Origin of the sequence: Streptomyces microflavus, assembly GCF_014650075.1 — a bacterium.
In the GTDB taxonomy this organism is placed as follows: domain Bacteria; phylum Actinomycetota; class Actinomycetes; order Streptomycetales; family Streptomycetaceae; genus Streptomyces; species Streptomyces microflavus.
Genome location: NZ_BMUG01000001.1, coordinates 102,808 through 125,262, shown reverse-complemented (window position 1 = coordinate 125,262; position 22,455 = coordinate 102,808). Strand labels below are relative to the sequence as shown.

The 22,455-nt window shown below is 70.3% G+C and carries 21 protein-coding genes; 14 read left to right on the top strand and 7 right to left on the bottom strand.

The annotated features are described in order from the left end of the window. The first annotated feature begins 337 nt into the window (after nucleotides 1-337). Nucleotides 338-658, top strand: coding sequence for a hypothetical protein (locus IE264_RS00490; protein ID WP_032759077.1), 321 nt, complete (start codon nucleotides 338-340; stop codon nucleotides 656-658). Nucleotides 659-695: 37 nt separating this feature from the next. Here IE264_RS00490 and IE264_RS00485 read toward each other — a convergent pair whose 3' ends face one another. Both IE264_RS00485 and IE264_RS00480 read right to left on the bottom strand, forming a co-directional pair. Beyond that, nucleotides 696-1,385 carry an RDD family protein gene (locus tag IE264_RS00485; RefSeq protein WP_032759076.1) on the bottom strand — a complete coding sequence of 230 codons (690 nt, stop codon included), beginning with the start codon at nucleotides 1,383-1,385 and terminating at the stop codon, nucleotides 696-698. 143 nt (nucleotides 1,386-1,528) lie between these two features. Further along, complete coding sequence (locus tag IE264_RS00480) at nucleotides 1,529-2,980, bottom strand: RDD family protein (RefSeq protein ID WP_032759075.1); 1,452 nt, start codon at nucleotides 2,978-2,980, stop codon at nucleotides 1,529-1,531. A gap of 248 nt (nucleotides 2,981-3,228) precedes the next feature. On the opposite strand from IE264_RS00480, the gene IE264_RS00475 reads away from it, so the two are divergent. After that, nucleotides 3,229-3,711: an SsgA family sporulation/cell division regulator gene (locus IE264_RS00475; RefSeq protein ID WP_032759074.1), complete on the top strand. Its 483-nt coding sequence runs from the start codon at nucleotides 3,229-3,231 to the stop codon at nucleotides 3,709-3,711. Between the two features lie 22 nt (nucleotides 3,712-3,733). Here the strand turns inward: IE264_RS00475 and IE264_RS00470 are convergent, their stop codons facing one another. Further along, complete coding sequence (locus IE264_RS00470; RefSeq protein WP_031125187.1) at nucleotides 3,734-5,101, bottom strand: FAD-binding oxidoreductase; 1,368 nt, start codon at nucleotides 5,099-5,101, stop codon at nucleotides 3,734-3,736. 98 nt (nucleotides 5,102-5,199) lie between these two features. Between IE264_RS00470 and IE264_RS00465 the strand changes: the two genes are divergently transcribed. Next, nucleotides 5,200-6,906: a tetratricopeptide repeat protein gene (locus IE264_RS00465; RefSeq protein ID WP_032759100.1), complete on the top strand. Its 1,707-nt coding sequence runs from the start codon at nucleotides 5,200-5,202 to the stop codon at nucleotides 6,904-6,906. Nucleotides 6,907-7,023: 117 nt separating this feature from the next. On the opposite strand, the gene hppD is transcribed toward IE264_RS00465, so the two are convergent. Further along, nucleotides 7,024-8,169, bottom strand: a complete 1,146-nt coding sequence (hppD, locus tag IE264_RS00460; RefSeq protein ID WP_015608838.1) for a 4-hydroxyphenylpyruvate dioxygenase — start codon at nucleotides 8,167-8,169, stop codon at nucleotides 7,024-7,026. Between the two features lie 122 nt (nucleotides 8,170-8,291). Here hppD and IE264_RS00455 point away from each other — a divergent pair, with 122 nt between their 5' ends. The 8 genes from IE264_RS00455 (at nucleotide 8,292) to IE264_RS00420 (ending at nucleotide 14,874) form a co-directional block, all read left to right on the top strand. Further along, the gene (locus IE264_RS00455; RefSeq protein ID WP_015608839.1) at nucleotides 8,292-8,765 is read left to right on the top strand and encodes an Lrp/AsnC family transcriptional regulator; all 474 of its coding nucleotides are present in this window, start codon (nucleotides 8,292-8,294) and stop codon (nucleotides 8,763-8,765) included. Between the two features lie 66 nt (nucleotides 8,766-8,831). Then, entirely contained in the window at nucleotides 8,832-9,479 is a 648-nt protein-coding gene (locus IE264_RS00450; protein WP_015608840.1) for an ABC transporter permease, read from the top strand. Beyond that, nucleotides 9,472-10,743: a betaine/proline/choline family ABC transporter ATP-binding protein gene (locus IE264_RS00445; protein ID WP_015608841.1), complete on the top strand. Its 1,272-nt coding sequence runs from the start codon at nucleotides 9,472-9,474 to the stop codon at nucleotides 10,741-10,743. The genes IE264_RS00450 and IE264_RS00445 overlap by 8 nt, the downstream gene beginning before the upstream one ends. Continuing rightward, complete coding sequence (locus IE264_RS00440) at nucleotides 10,740-11,609, top strand: ABC transporter permease (protein WP_015608842.1); 870 nt, start codon at nucleotides 10,740-10,742, stop codon at nucleotides 11,607-11,609. Before IE264_RS00445 ends, IE264_RS00440 begins: the two co-directional genes overlap by 4 nt. 44 nt (nucleotides 11,610-11,653) lie before the next feature. Further along, nucleotides 11,654-12,586: a glycine betaine ABC transporter substrate-binding protein gene (locus IE264_RS00435; protein ID WP_051821953.1), complete on the top strand. Its 933-nt coding sequence runs from the start codon at nucleotides 11,654-11,656 to the stop codon at nucleotides 12,584-12,586. Nucleotides 12,587-12,663: 77 nt separating this feature from the next. Further along, entirely contained in the window at nucleotides 12,664-13,290 is a 627-nt protein-coding gene (locus tag IE264_RS00430) for an ArsR/SmtB family transcription factor (protein ID WP_032759072.1), read from the top strand. A gap of 53 nt (nucleotides 13,291-13,343) precedes the next feature. Next, nucleotides 13,344-13,532 carry a hypothetical protein gene (locus tag IE264_RS00425; RefSeq protein ID WP_032759098.1) on the top strand — a complete coding sequence of 63 codons (189 nt, stop codon included), beginning with the start codon at nucleotides 13,344-13,346 and terminating at the stop codon, nucleotides 13,530-13,532. A gap of 28 nt (nucleotides 13,533-13,560) precedes the next feature. Further along, nucleotides 13,561-14,874 (top strand): MFS transporter, encoded by a 1,314-nt coding sequence (locus tag IE264_RS00420; RefSeq protein WP_032759071.1) that lies wholly within the window; start codon nucleotides 13,561-13,563, stop codon nucleotides 14,872-14,874. Here the strand turns inward: IE264_RS00420 and IE264_RS00415 are convergent. Further along, nucleotides 14,834-15,622 carry a S16 family serine protease gene (locus tag IE264_RS00415; protein ID WP_032759070.1) on the bottom strand — a complete coding sequence of 263 codons (789 nt, stop codon included), beginning with the start codon at nucleotides 15,620-15,622 and terminating at the stop codon, nucleotides 14,834-14,836. The genes IE264_RS00420 and IE264_RS00415 overlap by 41 nt on opposite strands. A gap of 155 nt (nucleotides 15,623-15,777) precedes the next feature. Continuing rightward, nucleotides 15,778-16,422 (bottom strand): IclR family transcriptional regulator, encoded by a 645-nt coding sequence (locus IE264_RS00410; RefSeq protein ID WP_015608848.1) that lies wholly within the window; start codon nucleotides 16,420-16,422, stop codon nucleotides 15,778-15,780. Between the two features lie 477 nt (nucleotides 16,423-16,899). Here IE264_RS00410 and IE264_RS00405 point away from each other — a divergent pair, with 477 nt between their 5' ends. The 3 genes from IE264_RS00405 to IE264_RS00395 are packed head-to-tail and all read left to right on the top strand — an operon-like array spanning nucleotide 16,900 to nucleotide 20,357. Then, complete coding sequence (locus IE264_RS00405) at nucleotides 16,900-17,355, top strand: hypothetical protein (protein ID WP_032759069.1); 456 nt, start codon at nucleotides 16,900-16,902, stop codon at nucleotides 17,353-17,355. After that, entirely contained in the window at nucleotides 17,355-19,658 is a 2,304-nt protein-coding gene (locus tag IE264_RS00400) for a DUF6571 family protein (protein ID WP_032759068.1), read from the top strand. Before IE264_RS00405 ends, IE264_RS00400 begins: the two co-directional genes overlap by 1 nt. A gap of 39 nt (nucleotides 19,659-19,697) precedes the next feature. Continuing rightward, nucleotides 19,698-20,357: a hypothetical protein gene (locus tag IE264_RS00395; RefSeq protein ID WP_015608851.1), complete on the top strand. Its 660-nt coding sequence runs from the start codon at nucleotides 19,698-19,700 to the stop codon at nucleotides 20,355-20,357. Between the two features lie 94 nt (nucleotides 20,358-20,451). On the opposite strand, the gene IE264_RS00390 is transcribed toward IE264_RS00395, so the two are convergent. Continuing rightward, nucleotides 20,452-22,236: a DEAD/DEAH box helicase gene (locus IE264_RS00390; protein ID WP_015608852.1), complete on the bottom strand. Its 1,785-nt coding sequence runs from the start codon at nucleotides 22,234-22,236 to the stop codon at nucleotides 20,452-20,454. Nucleotides 22,237-22,455 lie beyond the last annotated feature (219 nt).

Below are 22,455 nucleotides of genomic sequence, written 5' to 3'. Positions count from 1 at the left end.
GCCAGGGGGGTATGGAGAGGGCCGCGCGCGTAAACGCGTCACAAGTGACGACATTCGATCGGAGTTGCGAGAGAAAAGACAGACCTTGACTTGAACAGACCAAGTGCACTATGTAGGAGCGCTTTACCGGTATGCGGACAGGATCACCGCCAACGGGCGCGTCGTGCCGTCCGGTTGGTGAGAGGCGTGACTCCGTGCGCCCCCTGTGCACCGGTACCGGGGGTTAGGTCACGCTTACTACCGGTCCCCGTCGGGCATCCACCGTCGTAGGGTCGGAAGACATCCCCCCAACGTGCCGACCGCCCGCCCATCCGACGTCCCGAGGACGGAAACCGCCATGCCGCGTCCGACTGCCGCACAGCTCGTCTACGGTTCGGCCACCGTCGTCGTGACGACCCTCGCCCTGCTCCTGCTCTCCGGTACGGAATCGGGGATCGGCGTGGCCCTCGCCGGCACCACCGCGCTCGCGCTCGGCCTGCTGGTGGCCGTGCGCCTGCCCCAGCCCCAGCGGACCGCACCGGGCCGGGCTGCGCACCAGGGAGCGGCCCGGGCGGCCGCCGCCCATGCGCACCACGCCCTGGACGGCATCGGCGCCCGGGAGCGGGTGCCCGCCGCCCGCTCGTCCCAGCGGGCGGGCGAGCACTCGCTGCGCCGCTGAGCCAGGGCGTGTCCGGCGGATCAGGGCCGGACAGGCCCTAGCGGGCCGCGACCACCACGGTCTTGGCCGCCTTGTCCTGGAGCCCCTGCCGGTAGGGCTTGTCCGTGAACATCAGCACGATGTTGATCAGCCACCACAGGCAGGGGCAGCAGAGCAGCGCCGGAAGCCAGAGCACGACCGCGCGCATCAGCGACGAGCCGACGTCGGGCACCCGGCCGTCGTTCAGCATGGCCACGCGCAGCTTCAGCAGCCGCTTGCCCAGGGTCCGGCCGTCCTTGTGCGTGAAGTACGTGTCGTAGGCGACGTAGACGACCAGGCCGATCAGCGACCACAGGAACTGGTGGCCGCTGTAGGAGTTGCTGATCGCGTCGCCGAAACCGTCGTCGCCGTTGTCGGACGTGACGTCGACCGCGCCGCCCCACGGCAGCGAGATCAGGTACAGCGGGATCGAGATGATGAGGAAGTCGATCAGCCGCGCCAGGATCCGCTTGCCCGGCTCGGCCAGCGGCGGCATCCCCGCCAGCGGGTCCGGCGCCCCGAAACCCCCGCCGCTCCCGTACGGGTCGTTCGGCGGGGGCGGAGGCGGCGGAGGGGGCGGCGCACTTCCGTACGGGGGCTGCCCGTAAGGCGGCTGACCGTCTGACGGCGGCGGGGGCTCCTGCGGCTTCTTGAGGAACGGATCGTCGTCCTCGGGCGGCTGGCCGGGCGTCGGCTGGTCGTTGCTCATGGGGGCAGTGCACCCCGTGCCACCGGGGCCCGCAACGGCTCAGGTGCGTTCGGGGGACGCGGGGCGGCATACGAGTCTACGGCGGGGCCGCGGGGGCCGCCCGCCCAGCACGTTCAGCGCTCAGGCCTGTCGGCCCAGGGCGCTCAGCCCGCCACGAACGTGCGGGCCGCCTTGTCGTGCCAGCACTGGCGCCACGGGCGGTCGATCAGGCACCAGAGCACGTTGACCACGCCGATGACCAGGAGCCCCAGCACGCCGTAGACGAGCCAGCGACGCAGGGCCGCCCCCAGCGTGGGCGCGTCGTGGGACTCGATGTCCCGCACGTCGAGCCCGAAGAGCTTCTTGCCGAGCGTCCGGCCCCATTTGGCGGTGGGCAGCGCCTCCAGGAGGAAGCCGAGGAGGAGGAAGGCCGCGAGCAGGGCCCCCAGCAGCGCCCCGGTGGTGGAGTCCAGCAGCCAGACGGTGACGGTCTCGCCGGTCTGCTTCGCCGCGGTGATCTTCTGGTCGATGTGGTCCAGCGCCTGGGTGGCCAGGGGGACGGCCACCGCGCCGACGGCCGCGCCGAGCACCAGGTTGTCGACCAGCCGGGCGGCGAACCGCTTGCCGAGCCCGGCGGGCCTGGCCGCCGCCTGGGCCCGGACGAGCTGCTGGAAGGGGTCGTCGGCCGCCGGGGGCTTCCAGGGCACGACGGGCTGGTCCGCCGCCCCGGACTGCGCGAACGGGGACTGCTGTTGCTGGTGGGGCAGCGGGTGGAGCGGCTGCTGGGGGTGTGCCTGTTGCTGCTGGGGGGCTTGCTGCTGGTGCGCCTGCTGATACTGGGGTTGCTGCTGCGGTTGCTGTTGCTGAGGTTCGGGCTGGGCCAGTCGGTGGACCTGCTGCGCCCAGGACGCCGAGCCGCCGCCGGGGCCCGGAGTGAGCGGGGTGTGCAGGGCCGCCGGAGGTACGGGGGTGGCGGCGGGGGCCGGGGACGGTGTGGGTACGGAGGTGGCGGCGGGGGCCTGGACCGGTCCCTGCCGCGCCTCCTGAGGGGCGGGGGCCTGCGCCGCGCCCACGTTCTGCGGCCCCTGCGGCGTACCGGCGTTCGACAGGGAGGCGTTCGGCTGTACGGCACCGGCCTGCGGGCCCGTCGCGCGGATCGTGACCGTCCCCTCGGCCGGCGGGCGCATCCCCGCCTCCTGGGGTGCCCGGCCGCCGTCCCGCATCCCCGGCAGCACGCCGCCGGTCGGGTCCTGCGCGAGGGGCGCCCGCGGGTCGGCAGGGGCCGGTGCGGGGTCGGGCGCCGGGCCGCCCCACGCGACCCGGCGGTCCCGCTCGCCGCCGAAGCCGGTCTGGCGCGCGGAGTCCGCCTGCCAGACGGACCCGGCGTCGGAGCGGTCCGCGGCGGGTTCGGCGGAACCGGCCGGGAGGCCCTCCTCCTCGTCGAAGAAGATCGGCCCGGTCTCCTCCACCGGAGCGGCCTGCTGGGGCGCGGGCCGGCTCGTACCGGGGACCCAGGACGCGCCGTTCCAGTACCGGACGTAACCGGGGATGGAGGGATCGGGGTAGTAGCCCTCACGGGGGCTGTCGTCACCGGGTGCCGGAGTTGGCGCGCTCATCAGCGGGTCCCGTATCTCTTCGAGGCCTCAGGCCGTTCGGCGCCGGGAGGGCGGACGGCCTCAATACAAGGGTCCACATCTATCAGACCGCCACGTATCCCCGGGCCGGTCCACCTGTTTGGGACCACTTTCGCCACGGATCGAAGTTTTTTTGAGAAGTCGCGTAATAGGTGGCGGGGAGGGCGCTCTCTCCTTGTGCGGGACGGTCATGGGACCGGCCCACGAGCACCGGAAGGTCGTGCATTCTCATGATGAACATCGTGGAACGTGAGCTGGAGCTGAAGCTCGTCCTGTCCCCCGAGCGGTCCATCCCGGTACCCGCCCGGCTGACGTATCGCACCGACGACCCGTACGCCGTGCACATCGCCTTCCACATCGGCTCCGAGTCGCCCGTGCACTGGACGTTCGCCCGGGAGCTGCTGGTGGAAGGGGTGTTCCGGCCGTGCGGGCACGGGGACGTACGGATCTGGCCGACGAAGATCGACAACCGCAGCGTGATCTGCGTGGCCCTCACCTCCCCCGACGGCAACGCCCTCCTGGAGGTGCCCTCGGCCGCCGTGGCCGCCTGGGTGGAGCGGACCCTGCGGGTGGTGCCGCCGGGCACGGAGAGCGACCGGCTCGGGATCGACGAGGCGCTGGCGGAGCTGCTGGCCCCGCTGCCGGCGGACGATCTGTGGCTGAGCGACCCGTGGTCGGCGGACGAGTCGCCGTCCCAGGACGGTGAGGTGTGAGGGCCCCCGCAAAGAGCGGGGATCAGAAGAGCTTGCCGGGGTTGAGGAGGCCGAGCGGGTCGAAGGCGGCCTTGATACCGCGCTGCAACTCGATACCGGTCTCGCCCAGTTCGCGGGCGAGCCACTCCTTCTTGAGGACGCCGACGCCGTGTTCGCCGGTGATGGTCCCGCCCAGTTCCAGACCGAGCGCCATGATCGCGTCGAAGGACTCGCGGGCCCGGCGGGACTCGTCGGGGTCGGTGTGGTCGAAGCAGACGACGGGGTGGGTGTTGCCGTCGCCCGCGTGGGAGCAGACGCCGATGGTCAGGCCGTACTCCTCCGCGATGGCGGCGGTGCCCTCCAGCATCGCGCCGAGCCGGGAGCGCGGTACGCAGACGTCGTCGATCATCGTGGCCGACTTGACGGTCTCCAGCGCGGTGAGCGACATCCGGCGGGCCTGGAGGAGGAGTTCGGACTCGGCGGGATTATCGGCCGGGACCACTTCGGTGGCTCCGGCGGCGGTGCATAGCGCTCCGACGGCGGCGAGGTCGGCCGCCGGGTCGGGGGTGTCGAAGGCGCAGAGGAGGAGCGCCTCGGTGGTCTCCGGCAGCCCCATGGACGCCAGCTCGTTGACGGCACGCACGGTCGTCCGGTCCATCAGTTCGAGGAGTGACGGGGTGTGACCGCGCTCCATGATCCGGCACACAGCGTCACAGGCGGCGGCTGCCGAGGGGAACTCGGCGGCGAGGACGAGCTGCTGCGGCGGCTGCGGTTTGAGCGCGAGGACGGCCTTGACGACGATCCCGAGGCTGCCCTCGGAACCCACGAAGAGCCGGGTGAGGTCGTACCCGGCGACCCCCTTGGCCGTGCGGCGGCCGGTGGTCAGGAGCCGCCCGTCGGCCAGGACGACGTCGAGACCGAGGACGTACTCGGCGGTGACCCCGTACTTCACGCAGCACAGGCCGCCGGAGGCGGTGCCGATGTTGCCGCCGATGGTGCACGTCTCCCAGCTGGAGGGGTCCGGCGGGTAGTACAGACCGTGTTCGTTCACCGCGCGTGACAGCACCGCGTTGATGACGCCCGGCTCGACGACGGCGATCCGGTCGACCGGGCTGATCTCCAGGATCCGGTCCATCTTCACCAGGGAGAGCACGATGCAGCCGTCCGAGGCGTTGGCCGCGCCGGACAGGCCGGTACGGGCGCCCTGCGGGACGACCGGGACGCGCAGCGCGGTGGCGGTGCGCATGACGTGCTGGACCTGCTCGACCGTGCGCGGGAGCACGACGACGGCCGGGGTGCCGGCCTCGCAGAAGCTCGCCATGTCGTGGGCGTAGGACGCGGTGACGTCCGGGTCGGTGATCAGGGCCTCGGCGGGGAGCTCCGTGCGCAGGCGTTCGAGAAGATCGCTCATGGTTCCAGCGTGGCACCCGGGGGCCAATGGTGTGAACCCGTCGGCGGGGGCGATCCCAAGGCGCGGTGTGCTCGTATGACTGACGCACAGTGATGGCCATGGATGTCATGCCCCAGCAGGATCCCGAGTCCCGCCGGCCGCCCGAGCCGTCCCCGCAGGACCCGCACGACCCTTACGCGATGCCCGCCGAAGGCGCCACCGCCGTACCCCCGCCCCCTCCCACCCTGCGGACGACGCTGCGCCGGGCCGCGTTCGGGGCGGTCGCGGCGGGTGTGCTGCTGGCCGGTGCGCTGGTGGCGGTGCCGGACGGGGACCGGGACGCCCCGAAGGAGCCGGGTCCGGTGGAGCGGGCCGAGGCGGCGGCGACCGCGGGCTCCCCCGCCTCCCTCTCGGACCTGACCGCGCTGATCGGGGACCGGCAGAAGTGGGTGGAGTCCCACCCGGACGACGCCCCCTCGTGGGCGACGCTCGGTTCGGCGTACGTGGAGTGGGGGCGGCGCTCGGCGGACGCGGCGTACTACGGGCGCGCCGAGGAGGCGCTGAAGCGGTCGCTGGACGCCCGGCCGGGTGAGCGCGGCAACGGGGAGGCGTGGGTGGGGATGGCGGCGCTGGCCAACGCCCGGCACGACTTCCTCGCGGCGAAGCGGTGGGGTGAGACGGTACGGAAGCAGGACCCGAAGGCCTGGAGCGTGTACCCGGTCCTCATCGACGCGTACACCGGTCTCGGGGACCGGAAGGCGGCGACCGCGGCGACGGAGAAGTTCGGCGAGCTGCGCAAGGGCGTTCCGGCGCTGGCCCGCACCGCCGATCTCTACCGGGGCCAGGGCTGGCGCGAGGACGCGCTGGCCACCGCCCGGGAGGCCGCGGACCGGGCGAAGGAGCCGGCCGAGAAGGCCGAGGCGCTGCACCGGCTCGGCGAGCTGGCCTGGGAGCGGGGCGAGCCGGAGGAGGCGGTGGCTCAGTTCGACGCGGCGCTGCGCACGGACTCCGGCCACCACGCGTCCCTGGCGGGAAAGGCGCGGGCCCTGGTGGCGCTGGAGCGCACCGACGAGGCGCTGGCCGCGTACCAGAGCGCGGTCACCGGGCTCCCGCGCCCGGAGTACGTCCTCGAACTGGGCGAGCTGTACGAGTCCCTGGAGCTCGACGGGGACGCGCGGAGCCAGTACGAGAAGCTGGGCGGGCTGCTGGAGCAGGCGAAGGCAGCCGGGGTCGACGAGTCCGTGATCCGGGCCCGCTACGAGAGCGACCACGGGGACCCGGCGGTGGCGGTGGAGCTGCTGCGCGGCCAGTGGAAGAAGCAGCACCGCAGTGCGGCGGTGGCGGACGCGCTGGGCTGGGCGCTGCACCGGGCGGGCAAGTCGGAGGAGGGCCTGGAGTACGCGCAGCAGGCCGTGGACACGGGGGTGCGGAACGCCTCGTACGCGTACCACCTGGGCGTGATCGAACAGCAGCTGGCGCAGTACGGTCCGGCCCGCCGCCACTTGGAGGAGGCGCTCCGCACCAACCCGGCCTTCTCGCCGCTGGACGCACCGAAGGCCCGGGAGGCGCTGGAGACGCTCGGTGAGCCGTCGCCGGGCGGCCCGGGGGACACGCAGCCGCCGCCCCCGCCGCCTCCGGCGCCCGTCCCTGAGCCGAAGCGGGAATCCGAGCCGGAGCAGAGGCCGGAACGGAAACAGGAGCCGAAGCTGGAGTCCCCCCGGCCGGAGGCCCCGGCACCGGCCCCCTCGAAGACGGCCCCCGCCCCGTCGAAGGCGGCCCCGAGCAGCCCGGCGGCGGTGGAGGCCGACGCCTCGAAGTCTCCGTGACGGACTCCGTGGAACGGCTGCCGGAAACAGAACGGCTGCCGGAAACGGCGTACGCCACCGCGGTCCGGGGTGCTGCCCCGGACCGCGGTGGCGTATGTATCCGTGAAAAGGCTGGGCTCAGAGGTTGCCGCGCTTCTCCTGCTCGCGCTCGATCGCCTCGAAGAGGGCCTTGAAGTTGCCCTTGCCGAAGCCCATGGAGCCGTGGCGCTCGATCATCTCGAAGAAGACGGTCGGACGGTCCTGGACCGGCTTGGTGAAGATCTGCAGCAGGTAGCCGTCCTCGTCGCGGTCGACCAGGATCTTCAGCTCGCGCAGGGTCTCGACCGGCACCCGGGTCTCGCCGGCCCACTCGCCGAGGGTGTCGTAGTACGAGTCGGGGGTGTCCAGGAACTGCACACCGGCCGCGCGCATCGAGCGGACCGTGGAGACGATGTCGTTGGTGGCGAGCGCGATGTGCTGGACGCCGGCGCCGCCGTAGAACTCCAGGTACTCGTCGATCTGCGACTTCTTCTTCGCGATCGCCGGCTCGTTGATCGGGAACTTCACCTTCAGCGTGCCGTCGGCGACGACCTTCGACATCAGGGCGGAGTACTCGGTGGCGATGTCGTCGCCCACGAACTCCTTCATGTTGGTGAAGCCCATGACCTCGTTGTAGAAGCCGACCCACTCGTTCATCCGGCCGAGCTCGACGTTGCCGACGCAGTGGTCGATGGCCTGGAAGGTGCGCTTGGCGGGCGGCTCGACGATCGGGGAGGCCGCAGCGAAACCGGGGAGGTACGGGCCGTCGTAGCCGGAGCGCTCCACCAGGGTGTGGCGGGTCTTGCCGTAGGTGGCGATGGCGGCGAGGACGACGGTGCCGTGCTCGTCCTTGACCTCGTGCGGCTCGGTGAGACCGCGGGCGCCGTGCTCGACGGCGTACGCGTAGGCGGCGCGGGCGTCCGGGACCTCGATGGCGAGGTCGACCACACCGTCGCCGTGCTCGGCGACATGGTCGGCGAGGAAGGTGCCCCACTCGGTGGACGCCCGGATCACGGAGGTGAAGACGAAGCGGGCGGCGCCGTTGGTCAGGACGTAACTCGCGGTCTCGCGGCTGCCGTTCTCCGGTCCGGAGTAGGCCACGAGTTTCATGCCGAAGGCGGTCGAGTAGTAGTGCGCGGCCTGCTTGGCGTTGCCCACGGCGAAGACGACCGCGTCCATTCCCTTGACCGGGAAGCGGTCGGCCTGCGCTGCGGTGTCGGGGCTGGTGTGCAGAGTCTCAGTCATGTTCGAAGGCTCTCCCCGCATCGCAAGGTGCGCAATAGTTCGCGTATCGGCTGGTCAATGTGTGCAGTCGGTCGCCATGATGGCGGGGCTATCTGTACAGGGTGACCACTGGAGGTGGGATTGTGGCGATCGATCATCTGGACGGCCGGCTCATCGTGCTGCTCGCGCGTGAGCCGCGTATCGGCGTACTCGAAGCATCGCGGCGGCTCGGCGTGGCGCGCGGGACCGTGCAGGCGCGGCTGGACCGCCTTCAGTCGAATGGCGCCATCCGGGGGTTCGGCCCGGACGTCGATCCGGCGGCGCTCGGCTATCCGGTGACCGCGTTCGCGACGCTGGAGATCAAGCAGGGGCAAGGCGCCGACGTACGGGCCCATTTGGGCGGCGTACCGGAGGTCCTGGAGCTGCACACCACCACCGGGCACGGGGACATGCTCTGCCGGCTGGTGGCCCGTTCCAACGCCGATCTCCAGCGGGTGATCGACCGGGTTGTCGGATTTGATGGCATTGTCCGGGCCTCCACGGCGATCGTCATGGAGAACCCGGTTCCGCTGCGGATCATCCCGCTGGTGGAACAGGCGGCCCAGGACAGCGACTGAGCCAGGGGAATCCGGGCAGTGGATGCTCCGGGAAACCCGACCGCCGACTGAGCCGAGGGAGTGCGTGTGAGCTTCTGGGAGTATCTGAACACCCGCCACCAGCAGCTCCTCACGGACGCGTTCCAGCACGTCAGCGCGGTCTTCCAGTGCATGGTCATCGCCACCGTGCTGGGTGTGCTGATCGGGGTGGTGAGCTACCGCAGCGGCTGGGGCGGCTCGTTCGCCATCACCTCCACGGCGACGATCCTCACCATCCCCTCGCTCGCCGCGATCGGTCTGCTGATCCCGCTGGTCGGGCTCGGCGTCGCGCCGACCGTGATCACCCTGACGCTGTACGGGCTGCTGCCCATCGTCCGGAACTCCATCGTGGGGCTGCGGGGCGTCGATCCGGCGCTGGTCGACGCGGCGACGGGCATCGGGATGTCCCGGGTGGCGCGGCTCTGCCGGGTGGAGCTGCCGCTGGCCTGGCCGCCGATCCTGACCGGGATCCGGGTCTCCACCCAGATGCTGATGGGGATCGCCGCCATCGCCGCGTACGCCTCCGGGCCCGGCCTCGGCAACGAGATCTTCCGGGGCATCGCCTCGCTGGGCAGCGCCAACGCGATCAACCAGGTCCTCGCGGGCACGCTCGGCATCGTCGTACTCGCCCTGCTCTTCGACGCCGCGTACGTCCTGCTGGGGCGGCTGACCATCCCGAGGGGGATCCGTGCCTGAGACCGAGACCGAGACCGGCGCCGTCACGGAGGAGGGGACCTCGGCCACCTCCGGGGCGACCATCCAGCTGGAGAACCTGACCAAGAGGTACCCGGGCAGCCCGAATCCGGCCGTCGACAACGTCTCCATGGAGATCAAGGCCGGCGAGACCGTGATCTTCGTCGGCCCGTCCGGCTGCGGGAAGTCCACCACCCTGAAGATGATCAACCGGCTGATCGAGCCCACCTCGGGCCGGATCAGGATCGGCGACGAGGACGTCACCGACATCGACCCGGTGAAGCTCCGCCGCAAGATCGGCTACGCGATCCAGTCCTCCGGCCTCTTCCCGCACATGACGGTCGCCGACAACATCGCCCTGGTCCCGAAGATGGTCGGCTGGTCCAAGTCCCGGGTGAAGGACCGGGTCGAGGAGATGCTCGACCTGGTGGGCCTGGACCCGCGCGAGTTCCACGGCCGCTATCCGCGCCAGCTCTCCGGCGGGCAGCAGCAGCGGGTGGGCGTGGCGCGGGCGCTGGCCGCCGACCCTCCCGTACTCCTGATGGACGAGCCGTTCGGGGCGGTCGACCCGATCACCCGCGACCACCTCCAGGACGAGCTGATCCGGCTCCAGCACGAGCTGCACAAGACGATCGTGTTCGTCACCCACGACTTCGACGAGGCGATCAAGCTCGGTGACCGGATCGCGGTGCTGCGGGAGCGCTCGCACATCGCGCAGTTCGACACCCCCGAGGCGATCCTGACCAACCCGACGGACGACTTCGTCTCGGGTTTCGTGGGGGCGGGCGCGGCCCTCAAGCGCCTCAACCTCACGCGCGTACGGGATGTGGGCATCGCGGACTTCCCGACGGTGACGGTCGAGGACCCGCTCCAGTCGATCTTCAACAAGCTGCGCAGCGGCCCGCACAACGAGCTGCTGATGCTGGACCGGCAGAACCGCCCGTACAAGTGGCTGCGGCGCGGCGACCTGATGCGGGCGCGCGGTTCGCTGGCGCGGGCCGGGCAGCTGGTGCACGACACGGTGACCCGGGACGCCACGCTGCACGACGCGCTGGAGGCGGTGCTGACGGACAGCGGCGGCCGGGTGGCGGTGACCGGGCGGCGGGGCGAGTTCATCGGGGTCGTCGACATGAAGACGCTGATGGACAACGTGCAGGAGCTGCTGGAGGCGGACCGGCTGACGGCCATGGAGCACCAGCACGAGCTGGAGGAGCTGCGCGTCCACCGGACCGAGCAGGAGCTGGAGGGGGGTGGCGGCGGAGTATGAGCCCCAGCCACACGCCCGGCTCCGGCAAGGGCCCGGCCACCCCCACCCGGCCACCGGGCGAGCACGACGTCAAGGGCCACGCGTTCCACGACGAGGAGAGCGACCCCTCCCCCGCCCCGGCCGCGCCGGAACGCCGGTTCACCTGGCGGAAGCTGGTGGTCCTGCCGGCGGTGCTGGTGGTCGTCCTGGTCGTCACCTACGTATGGATCACCAACATCCATCTGGACTCGATCGCGGAGAACTCTCTCTCCGGCGGCAATGTGCAGCTGCGCTGGTGGCAGCATGTGCGGCTGACGGCGATCTCCACCTTCTGGGTGCTGATCATCGCGATCCCGCTCGGCATCGCCCTGACCCGGCGGCGGCTGCGGAAGGCGGCCCCGGCGTTCACGGCGCTGGCCAACATCGGGCAGGCGACCCCGGCGATCGGTCTGCTGGCGCTGCTGGTGATCTGGCTGGGCATCGGCCCGCGGACCGCGATCATCGGCATCGTGATCTACGCGGTGCTGCCGGTGCTCTCCAACACGGTGGCGGGCCTGCGGGCGATCGAGCCGAACATGATCGAGGCGGCGCGCGGGATGGGGATGTCCGGGCGTGGCGTCCTGATGAAGGTGGAGCTGCCGCTCGCGGTGCCGCTGATCCTGGCCGGGGTGCGTACGGCACTCGTCCTGAACGTCGGTACGGCGACGCTGGCCACGTTCGGCGGGGGCGGCGGGCTCGGTGACCTGATCACCTCGGGGATCCAGACGCAGCGGATGCCGGTGCTGATCATCGGCTCGGTGCTGACGGTGGTGCTGGCGCTGCTGGTGGACTGGCTGGCCTCGCTGGCCGAACTGGCGCTGACGCCGCGCGGGCTGGAGGAGCGGTGAGGGTGACGACGTACGGTTTCCGGGTCCTGGCGGCCGCGTCCTTGATGCTGCTGCTGGGCGGCTGCGGGCTCAAGAGCGGTTCGCCGATGGTGGACGACGTGTCGCCGGGCTCGGTCGGGCAGGGCGAGCCGCTCAAGGGCGCCACGCTGACGGTGACCTCGAAGAACTTCAGCGAGAACATCATCCTCGGCCAGATGACCGGCCTGGTGTTCAAGGCGGCCGGGGCGGAGGTCCTGGACCGGACGAACCTGCCGGGCTCGATCAGCGCCCGCGAGGCCATCATCAACGGCGACGCCGACGCGCAGTGGGACTACACCGGCACCGGCTGGATCACCTTCCTCGGCCACGCGGACCCGATCGTCGACCCGCAGAAGCAGTACGAGGCGGTACGGGACGAGGACAAGGGCAACGGGGTGGTCTGGCTGCCGCCGGCCCCGCTCGACAACACGTACGCACTGGCCATCAGCAAGAAGAACAACGCCAAGTACAAGCTGAAGACCCTCTCGGACGTGGCGGCCCTCGCGAAGAAGGACCCGGGCGCGGTGACGATCTGCGTGGAGAACGAGTTCGCCTCCCGCGACGACGGGCTGCCCGGCATGGAGAAGAAGTACGGCATGAAGATCCCGGCGGGCAACATCAAGAAGATGGACGCCGGAATCATCTACACCCAGGTCTCGGAGTCGAACTCCTGCCTGCTGGGCGAGGTGTTCACCACCGACGGCCGGATCAAGGCGATGAACCTGGACGTCCTGGAGGACGACAAGAACTTCTTCCCCAACTACAACGCCTCCCCGGTCATCCACCTGGCGACCTTCGAGAAGTACCCGGTGATCGCCGAGCTGCTGGACCCGCTCGCGAAGAAGCTGACGACCGAGGTCGCGCAGACGCTCAACGCGAAGGTGGACGTGGACGGCGAGGACCCGCACGAGGTGGCCAAGGAGTGGCTGGTGGCGGAGGGGTTCATCGAGGAGGGGTGAGGGGGCGGGACGACTTACAAAAGAGTCGTTGCAAAGAACCCCTTGCAAAGTTTCCTTTGCAAGCCTACGGTCGAGGTATGACGGACAACGAGACCGGCCGGGCCACCAGCGCTCCCGCCCCAGCTCCCGCCGGTGACCGGAACATCCACAACATCAACGCCCGTACGCTGCGCACCCTCGCGCACCCCCTGCGGATCCGGCTGCTCAACGCCCTGCGGGAGTTCGGCCCCGCCACCGCCTCCGGGCTCGGCGAGCGGCTGGGCGAGTCCAGCGGCGCGACCAGCTACCACCTGCGCCAACTGGCGGAGGGCGGGCTGGTCGAGGACGCCCCGGACCTGGGCAAGGGCCGCGAGCGGTGGTGGCGGGCGGCGCACGAGGGAACGATGTTCGAGATCGCCGACTTCCGGAAGCACGCCGACCCGGAGGTGCGCGGGGCGATCGATTTCGTCATGCACGAGGTGGCCACCACGCACGCCCAGGAGATGAGCACCTGGCTCGGCACGATGGACGAGTGGCCGCAGGAGTGGCAACAGAGCTGGGACATCAGCGACTTCAAGATCCGGCTCACTCCCGAGCTGGCACAGGAGCTGTCCGAGAAGCTCCACGCCGTCGTGGAGAGCTACCGGGACCGCGTCCCGGAGGGCACCGAGGGCTCGGCGGTCGTGCGGACCCATCTGCACGCCTTCCCCCGCCCGTCCGAATGATCAGCGCACCCCAACAGCCGAGGGCCCGAAAGGAATTACTCATGCACGCCGACATGCACACCGACATCCACCTCGCCCTGCACGCCGACCGGGCCGCCGAACTGCGTGACGAGGCGCAGGAGTTCCGCCTCCCCCGGACCCGCCTCCGCACCCGGATCGGCTGGACGATGGTCGAGGTCGGCCTCCGGCTGGCCCGGAGCGGGGCGACGCCGACCTGCGGCCGGACGTTCCGTACCGCCTAGCTGACGGCCTCCGGGGGGAAGCACGGCCATGCACCGCCACCACCGCACACCGCTCGCCGCCACGCTCGCGGCCAACTCCATCTCCACCGCGGGGACTTCGCTCACACTGATCGGGGTGCCCTGGTTCGTCCTGGAGACCACCGGCAGCGCAGGCCGGGCCGGCGTCGTCGCCTTCTGCGCCACCCTGCCGATCGTCCTCGCCGCGCTGATCGGCGGACCGTTCATCGACCGGATCGGTCGCCGCCGGGTCGCCGTCGCCTCCGACACCGTCTGCGGCCTCGCCATCGCCGCGATCCCGCTGCTGCACCACGTGGGCGCCCTCGAATTCTGGATGCTCTGCGCGCTGATGGCGCTGAACGGCTTCGCCCACACCCCGGGCAACACCGCCCGGTACGTCCTCATCCCCGACCTCGCGGAGCACGCGGGCACCACGCTCCCCCGCGCCGCCAGCCTCTTCGACGCGGTCTCGCGCGGGGCCAGGATGGTCGGCGCGGCGCTGGCCGGGGTCCTCATCGCCTTCGTCGGCTCGGAGACCGTACTCCTCCTGGACGCCGCGACGTTCGGCCTCTCCGCCCTGCTGGTCGCCCTCGGCGTACGGGGGGTGGCATCGGCCGAACCGCGCAAGGGCGGGGCGCCCGTCTCGATGCGTACGTACGGCAGCGAACTCCGCGAGGGGTACGGCCACTTGCTGGGCAACCGGCTGCTGCTGTCGGTCGTGGTGATGGTGATGTTCATGAACGGCACCGACCAGGGCTGGAACGCCGTCCTGCTCCCGGTGCACGCCGAGTCCGAGCTGGGCGGGGCGAAGGCGATCGGGCTGCTCACCGCGCTGTTCGGGGCGGGTGGTCTGACGGGAGCGCTGCTGTACGGGGCGGTGGGGCACCGGTTCTCGCGACGGGCGGTGTTCACGGTGTGCGTGATCCTGTGCGGCGCACCGCGGTTCCTGGTCGCGGCGGTGACCGGGACGGTGTTGCCGCTGGCGGTGACCATGCTGCTCGGCGGGATCGCGGGCGGGGTGCTGAACCCGATCCTGACGACGGTGATCTACGAACGCGTCCCGGACCGGCTGCGCAGCCGGGTCGCGGGGGCGCTGACCGGCGGCTGCGAGTTCGCGATGCCGCTGGGCGGGCTGGCGGCCGGGCTGCTGGTGGAGGGCCTGGGGCCGTCGGGGGCACTGCTGGCGATGGGCGGGGTGTACTTCGTGGCGACGCTGAGCCCGCTGGTTTTCCCCTCGTGGCGGACGATGGAGAAGCCGGCGGCGGACGGGGCGGCGGCTCAGGAGGTCTCCGTACCGCCGGAGGTCAGCAGCTCGGCACCTTCCCGCCCTGCTCCAGCGCCTTGAGCGCATCCACCGCGCCGCCCAGGGTGGTGACGGGGATCAGCCGCAGCCCGTCGGGCCGCTCGGCCTCCGCCTCGCGGCACTCGGCCTTCGGGACGAGGAAGACGGTGGCCCCGTCGCGGTGGGCGGCCTGGGTCTTCATGGAGACCCCGCCGACCGCGCCGACCTTGCCGTCCGCGCTGATCGTCCCCGTACCGGCGATGGTGCGACCGCCCGTGAGATCGCCGCCCTTTCCGTCGCCGTCGAGCTTGTCGATGATGCCGAGGGAGAGGAAGAGACCGGCGCTGGGCCCCCCGATGTCACCGAGGTCCACGGTCACCCGCATCGAGCCGGGCTCGCGCTTCAGCTGGTTGAGGGCGGCGTCGACGGCGACGTTCTGGGACTCCTTCATGTCATTCAGGTTGTGCTGCTCGATCTCCTGCTCGGAGCCACCGGTCGGATAGACGGCGTCCCGGGGCATGACCGCCCGGTCCGTACGGAACCAGCCGTCCAGCACGCTGCCGATCCGGATGTCCGCCTTGGGGCCGGTGGCGACGATCGTGGTCATCCGCAGCTGCCCGTCGGTGGGCCGGGTCTCCGCGCCGGTGATGGTGATCACCGGTTTGCCGCGGTCCTTACCGAGCACGTCAGCCGTCACCCCGGGCTGCGCCAGGGTGAACGGCAGCGGCGCGAAGGCCGCCGTACCGAACAGGGCGAGGACGGGCAGCGCGCAGAGGGCGAGCGCGCGGGGGCGCGAGAGACGAGTGAGCACGCGTCCAATCTAGCCGCCGCGCACCGGTGGGAACGCGCCAGGCGTACGCCCCCGGCCTCACGCCTGGCGCCGCCGGGAACGCGCCGGGCGTACGCCCCGCCGGACAACTGCCGCAGGGGCCCGCCGAGCTCCCCGCCCCACCCCCGCGCCGGGAGCTACCGCAGGGCGTCCGCCACTTCCCGGGCGGCGTCGAGGACCCGGGGGCCGACCCGCTCCGGTACGGCGTCGGCGAGCATGACCACGCCGACGCTCCCCTCCACCCCCGTCACCCCGACGAGCGGCGCGGCCGCCCCGCTGGCACCGGCTTCGAGCTCGCCGTGGGTGAGGGTGTAGCCGGGGTGCCCGGCCGTCGTCTGCTGGCGGGCGGAGAGGATGGCCCGCCCCGCGGCGCCCCGGTCCAGCGGGTGCCGGAAGCCCGCCCGGTAGGCCACGTGGTAGTCGGTCCAGGTCGGCTCGACGACGGCGACCGCGAGGGCGTCGCTGCCGTCGACGAGCGTGAGGTGGGCGGTGGCCCCTATGTCCTCGGCCAGGGAACGCAGCGCGGGCAGCGCGGCTTCCCGGACGAGCGGGTGCACCTGTCGGCCCAGGCGCAGCACGCCGAGTCCGACCCGGGCGCGGCCGCCCAGGTCACGGCGGACCAGGGCGTGCTGCTCCAGGGTGGCGAGCAGCCGGTAGACGACGGTCCGGTTGACGCCGAGTTTGTTGGACAACTCGGTGACGGTCAGGCCGTGGTCGGTATCGGCGAGCAGTTTGAGGACACGCAGTCCTCGGTCGAGCGTCTGGGAAGTCTCCGCGGTCACGACGCCCTCTCCTCTTCGGGTGAGCGACGACGGTCCTCTTCCGGGGGTTGCGACGCCGGTCCCAGCGGCGACGCACGGAGAGGCCGCCGGTCTGGCCAAGGCACCGGCTGCGCTCCGCGGCGGCTCTGCCACGGGGCGTTCATATGGCGGGGACAGTAGCGAGCCAGTCCGCTCAGCGGAAGCCCTCGTCCAGAATCCGGGCGCTCCCATGGGCGGGGACCCGACCGTACGACATAACCGCCGGTCAGCGCGGTGGCGTCCGAAACGCGAACATCTACGCGCGTCCAGGAGGACAGACGCGTTGGTGACCCTTCGTGTACCTCATGTGAACTGGCGTTAACTCATCGTGAAGAACGGGTGCATGTTTTTTCTTCGCACGGCAATCGAACAGCCTTGTCTCACAACGCCGTTGGTACCTTCCGTGGGCAAGCGGCCACCTGCCGGAGGTGGCCGGCTTCACGGGAGGCGCTCAGATCCATGGCATGGGACGAGTGGGAACGGTTAAAGACCCAGGCCGCCGAAGAGCGGTCGACGCGGATGCGGCTGAACCAGCTGGCCCCCGGGTCGGGCGGAGGCGGAGGCGGCAATCAGCAGGGTGACCTGGAGGTCAATCAGAAGGACCTGGCCGCGATCGGGGACGCCGCGTTCGAGCTCCGCCAGGAATTCGAGCGGGTGAGCAATCACGCTCGTACCGCCTCGCAGAAGGCGGCAAGCGGGCTGAAGTCCGAGGGGTTCGCGCTCGGCGGGGCGCTGGATCACGTCGCCTCCCGCTGGGTCGACCAGTCCAGGTCGCTGCTGGACGCCACGGCCCACATCTCCAACCACCTCGACTACACCAAGGGCGCCCACGCGGGGGACGAGGTCCACATCGCCGGGACCATCAGCACCATCTCCACGCTCGACGCGGGCTTCGACGAGAGGAAGGGCGCCTGATGGATCTCGACGCCCTCCGCTTCGCCAACTTCTCCCAGCTCGGTGAAGCGATCACCGACTGGACCCAGATGGCCAAGAAGCTGGAGACCCTCAAGAGCGACGCCAAGGACAACCTGGGCGGCAAGGCTGCCAAGGCCCGCTGGGCCGGGGAGAACGCCACCGTTACCCGGACCTTCGTGGAGAAGACCGCGGGCGAGTTCGCCGACGCCCACACCCAGGCCCGTACGGTCACCCGCATCCTCAGCGACACCTGGGACGAACTGGTCTCCTTCCGGACCGAGCTCACCGAGGCGATCGCACAGGGCGCGAAGAAGAACCTGACGGTCAGGGACACGGGCGAGGGCTCGTTCACCGTCACGATGAACATCCACCCCGACCGCGCGGCCAAGGGCACCACGCTCCCCGAGCACAGCCAGAGCGACGTGGACGGACTGCGCGACCGGGTCGAAGCGATCCTGAAGAAGGCCACGCACAGCGACACCAGCGCCGCCGAGGCGCTGCGGCTCATCGTCGACCAGGCCACGTACGGGTTCTCGGGTGCCGACTACGCGGACCGGGACTCGGCGGCCAAGGCCGTCGCCGAGGCGGAGGCGATCGCCAAGATCCTCAAGAAGGACCCGGCCGACATCACGCCGACCGAGCTGAACAAGGTCAACGGGACGCTCGCCACCTATGGCAAGGACCCGCTGTTCGCGGAGAAACTCGCCACCTCCACGACGCCCGACGGGCTCCTGAAGTTCTACGCCGGCATCGCCGACCCCTACCAGGGGTACGGGGCAGACCCGAAGCAGCGGATGGAGCAGGCCAAGCTCCTCCAGAAGAACCTGGGCATCGCCCTGGGCACCGCCACGCTCTCCGACAGTGCGGCGATGCGGTCCTGGGAACAGAAGATGATCAAGCTGGGTCCGGACGAACTCGGCACCGACCACGCGAACAATCCGCGCGGGTTCGCCGTCATGAGCAACCTCATGCGGTTCGGCGACTACGACGACCGGTTCCTCAACGACTACGGCGAGAAGCTCGTGGCGTTCGACAAGGAGCGCAACGTCGAGCACATGAGCCCGTGGATCAACAACTGGAACAACGGAGACCTGAACTTCTACAGCAAGAACGACCGGGGCCGCGACCCGATGACCGGCTTCCTGGAGGCCCTCGGCCACAACCCCGGCGCCGCGACGGAGTTCTTCGCCCAACCGGAGGGCGCCGGAGCGGGCGTCGACAAGGAATCCGAGGTGAACGAGAACCTCAAGTACCTGACGAAGGACCGCATCTGGCTGCCCGACGTCTACGTCATGGGCGGCGACAACAAGGTCATCGCCGGCCACGACTCCCTCGGCCACGCCCTGGAGGCCGCCACCACCGGATACGCGTACGACGCCGATCCCATGACCGCCAAGGACCCGATGATCCCGGGCAACCGCGACCTGCGGACGGCGGAGACGGCGGGGGTGATGGAGCAGGTCGCGTTCCTGTACGGGAGCGAGGACGGGCCGAAGATGCTCCACGAGCAGTCACAGCTGGCCGACAGCCTGGGCAAGATGGGGGCTGCGTACATCGATGACATCAACTACAGCTTGTCGGGGATCGGCGACCGGGCGAAGGATGAAGAGCTCTTTCCGCCGAAGTACCAAGGACGGGCCGGCCTCGGCGAGCAGGGGGCCATCAACTTCCTCAGCGTGCTCGGTCAGAACGAAACCTCGCACGGTGTCGTCACGACAGCGCAGCACCTCTACACGCTGAGCATGCTGGATGCCAATCCCCCCACGAGCGAGGCGAACATCAACAACGCGCATGACGCGTTGACGACCGGTGGTGAGGCGCGGGGCATCCTCGACCACTCACGTGTGCAGCAGGCAGAGACCACTTTCAAGGACGAGGCGGAGCAGCAGAACAAGTCGCTCGGCCGTTCCGGGGACTGGGTCAAGCTGGGCGCCGGGGTCGTGGTGGGGGGCGGGATCGCAGCGATTCCGGTGCCCGGATCGACGGCGGCCGCGCTCGTGGTCGCCCCGCTGGCCGCGGACACGGTCGGAAACGCGGTGAACACCTTTATCGGCCACGAGATCGACAAGGGCATCGACAAGGCCGAGAAGGATCCGGCGGAGCAGGCCCAGCTCACCAGCCAGCAGTTCTACGGCCAGGGAATCCAGCAGCAGGCCGACGCCTACATGGCGTACATCGAGGGGAATCCCCAACTCAAGCAGGACACGAATCTCCGGAATTGGCCTCAAGATATCGAGCACAGCTATTTCGGCACCGGATCTCAGCAGAACGACTATCGGGGACGCCCGGCCTACAAGGACTGACCCTGTCCACTCCGGATCTCACAAAGGCAGAATCGTGTCATGCGCAATAGATTGCACTGGGTGCTGTGCGGCAGCCTGATGCTCCTCGCGTCCTCCGCGTGCACCGATGAGGAGAGCGGGAAAGCAGAAACGCTTTCGGCATCGCAGGTGTGCGACAGCACACTGAGCCCGCGCTCGGCGAAGGCCATCGAACGCCTGGCAGCAGCAGAAGGCTTCACCGAACTCACCGGCACCAACGCACGAGGCGATTCGAACAAGTTCTCTCTGGAGCTGGCAGCAAAAAGGCTCCACGGAGGCGTCAAAGAACGCAACATATGCAACATCTACAAGGCGGACAGCGACAGTGGAATCCCTCTGCTCAGAATAGAGTTCGAGCCCAACAAGAACCACCCGGACCCGGAGGAGGAAGCGCGACGCGGAGAGAGGAGCCGACTTATCTTCCCTCTGGGCTCCTACGCCGAGGTCAACGGCGACAGTGGGGCCAATCTGTACTTCGCCTGCTCGACCGACGGGCCCGATGGCACATCCCCATACATAAGGGCGAGGATGTACTCCTCGCCGGGCCAGCTGGCCCCCGCCTCTCCCCCGGATGACCGTATGACCATCCTCAACGACGTGTCCCGAGCCATGGCCGAGCAGCTCGGCTGTGCGGACGAGGCCGCGCTCCCCGCGCAGGTGCCCGAGCCCGCGAAGGGCTGACGGCCTCCGAACGGACGAGAGGGCGGAACGCGTACGGATACGCGTCCCGCCCTCCCTCACCTCGCTACGTGCGGACACTTCCGCGCGGGCCCGCTCACGTCATCCGGGTCGCCCACTCCTGGACCTTCGCGATCCGCAGCTGGATCTGGTGGGCCGTCGCCTCGGCGCTCGGCGGGCCGCCGCAGACGCGGCGCAGTTCGGTGTGGATCACCCCGTGGGGCTTGCCGCTCTGGTGGGTGTAGGCGGAGACCATCGTGTTGAGCTGCTTGCGCAGGCTCAGCAGCTGCTTGTGCGTGACCACGGGGCGGGCGTCGGCCGGCTTCTCCAGGAGGTCGGCCTCCTCGGCCGGCTTCTGGCGGCTGTGCGCGATCTGCCGGCTCTGCCGCTTCTGGAGGAGGAGCTGGACCTGGTCCGGCTCCAGGAGGCCCGGGATGCCGAGGTAGTCCTGCTCCTCCTCGGAGCCGGGGTGGGCCTGCATACCGAACTCGGCGCCGTCGTACAGCACCCGGTCGAAGACGGCGTCGGACTCCAGCGCCTCGAAGGGCAGTTGCTCCTCGGTCTCCTCGTCCTCCAGCCTCTCGGCGTCGGCGAGGAGCTTGTCCTCCTCCGAGAACGGGTTCTCCTCGTCGCTGCCCTTCTTCGGCTTGTCGAGTACGTGGTCCCGCTCGACCTCCATCTCGTTGGCGAAGTCGAGGAGCATCGGGATCGTCGGTACGAAGACGGAGGCCGTCTCACCGCGCCTGCGGGAGCGCACGAAGCGGCCGACGGCCTGGGCGAAGAAGAGAGGCGTCGAGATGGTGGTGGCGTACACGCCGACGGCCAGCCGTGGCACGTCGACACCCTCGGACACCATCCGCACCGCGACCATCCAGCGCGACTCGTCCGCGCTGAACTTGTCGATCTTCTTCGAGGCGGCCTTCTCGTCGGAGAGGACGACGGTCGGCGTCTCACCGGTGACCTTCTTGAGGATCTTGGCGTACGCGCGTGCCGAGTCCTGGTCCGTCGCGATGACGAGCCCGCCAGCGTCCGGGATGCCCTTGCGGACCTCGGTGAGCCGCTTGTCGGCGGCGCTCAGGACGTTGGGGATCCAGTCACCGGTGGGCGCCAGTGCGGTGCGCCAGGCCTGGCCGATGGCGTCCTTGGTCATCGGCTCGCCGAGCCGGGCCGCGATCTCGTCCCCGGCCTTGGTGCGCCAGCGCATGTTGCCGCTGTAGCTGAGGAAGATCACGGGACGGACCACGCCGTCGGCGAGGGCGTTGCCGTAGCCGTAGGTGTAGTCGGCGGAGGAGCGGCGGATGCCGTCGTTGCCCTCCTCGTACGCGACGAAGGGGATCGGGTTGGTGTCCGACCTGAACGGCGTACCGGTCAGCGCGAGCCGGCGGGTCGCCGGGTCGAACGCCTCCTGGCAGGCCTCGCCCCAGGACTTCGAGTCACCGGCGTGGTGGATCTCGTCGAGGATGACCAGGGTCTTGCGCTGCTCGCACCGGTTGCGGTGCAGCATCGGGCGGACGCCGACACCCGCGTAGGTGACGGCGACGCCGTGGTACTCCTTGCTCAGCGGGCCGGCGCTGTACTCCGGGTCGAGCTTGATCCCTATCCGGGCGGCCGCCTCCGCCCACTGCTTCTTGAGGTGCTCGGTGGGGGCGACCACGGTGATCTGCTGGACGACGTGGTGGTGCAGCAGCCACGACGCGAGGGTCAGCGCGAACGTGGTCTTGCCCGCGCCGGGCGTCGCGACGGCGAGGAAGTCGCGCGGCTGCTCCTGGATGTACCTCTCCATGGCGCCCTGCTGCCAGGCTCGCAGCTTGCCGGCGGTGCCCCAGGGGGCGCGGCCGGGAAAGGCGGGTGAGAGGTGGTGGGAGGCGGTGGTAGTAGTCACGGTCTCCGGTTCGGGGCGCTCGGGTACGTGGGTCGCTGCCGCTACCGGACCCGGCCCGAAGGACCCGGCCCGCGATACGACAACCGGGCCACCCTACCGGGGGCCCGGCTGAGAACCCGTACGAACGAGTCGCGGTTCGAGTCCGTTGAGACGCTCTTCACAGGTGCGGCTACTTGTTGCCGACCCGGCCGTGGTGCGGGCGAGGGACACCATGCCCGC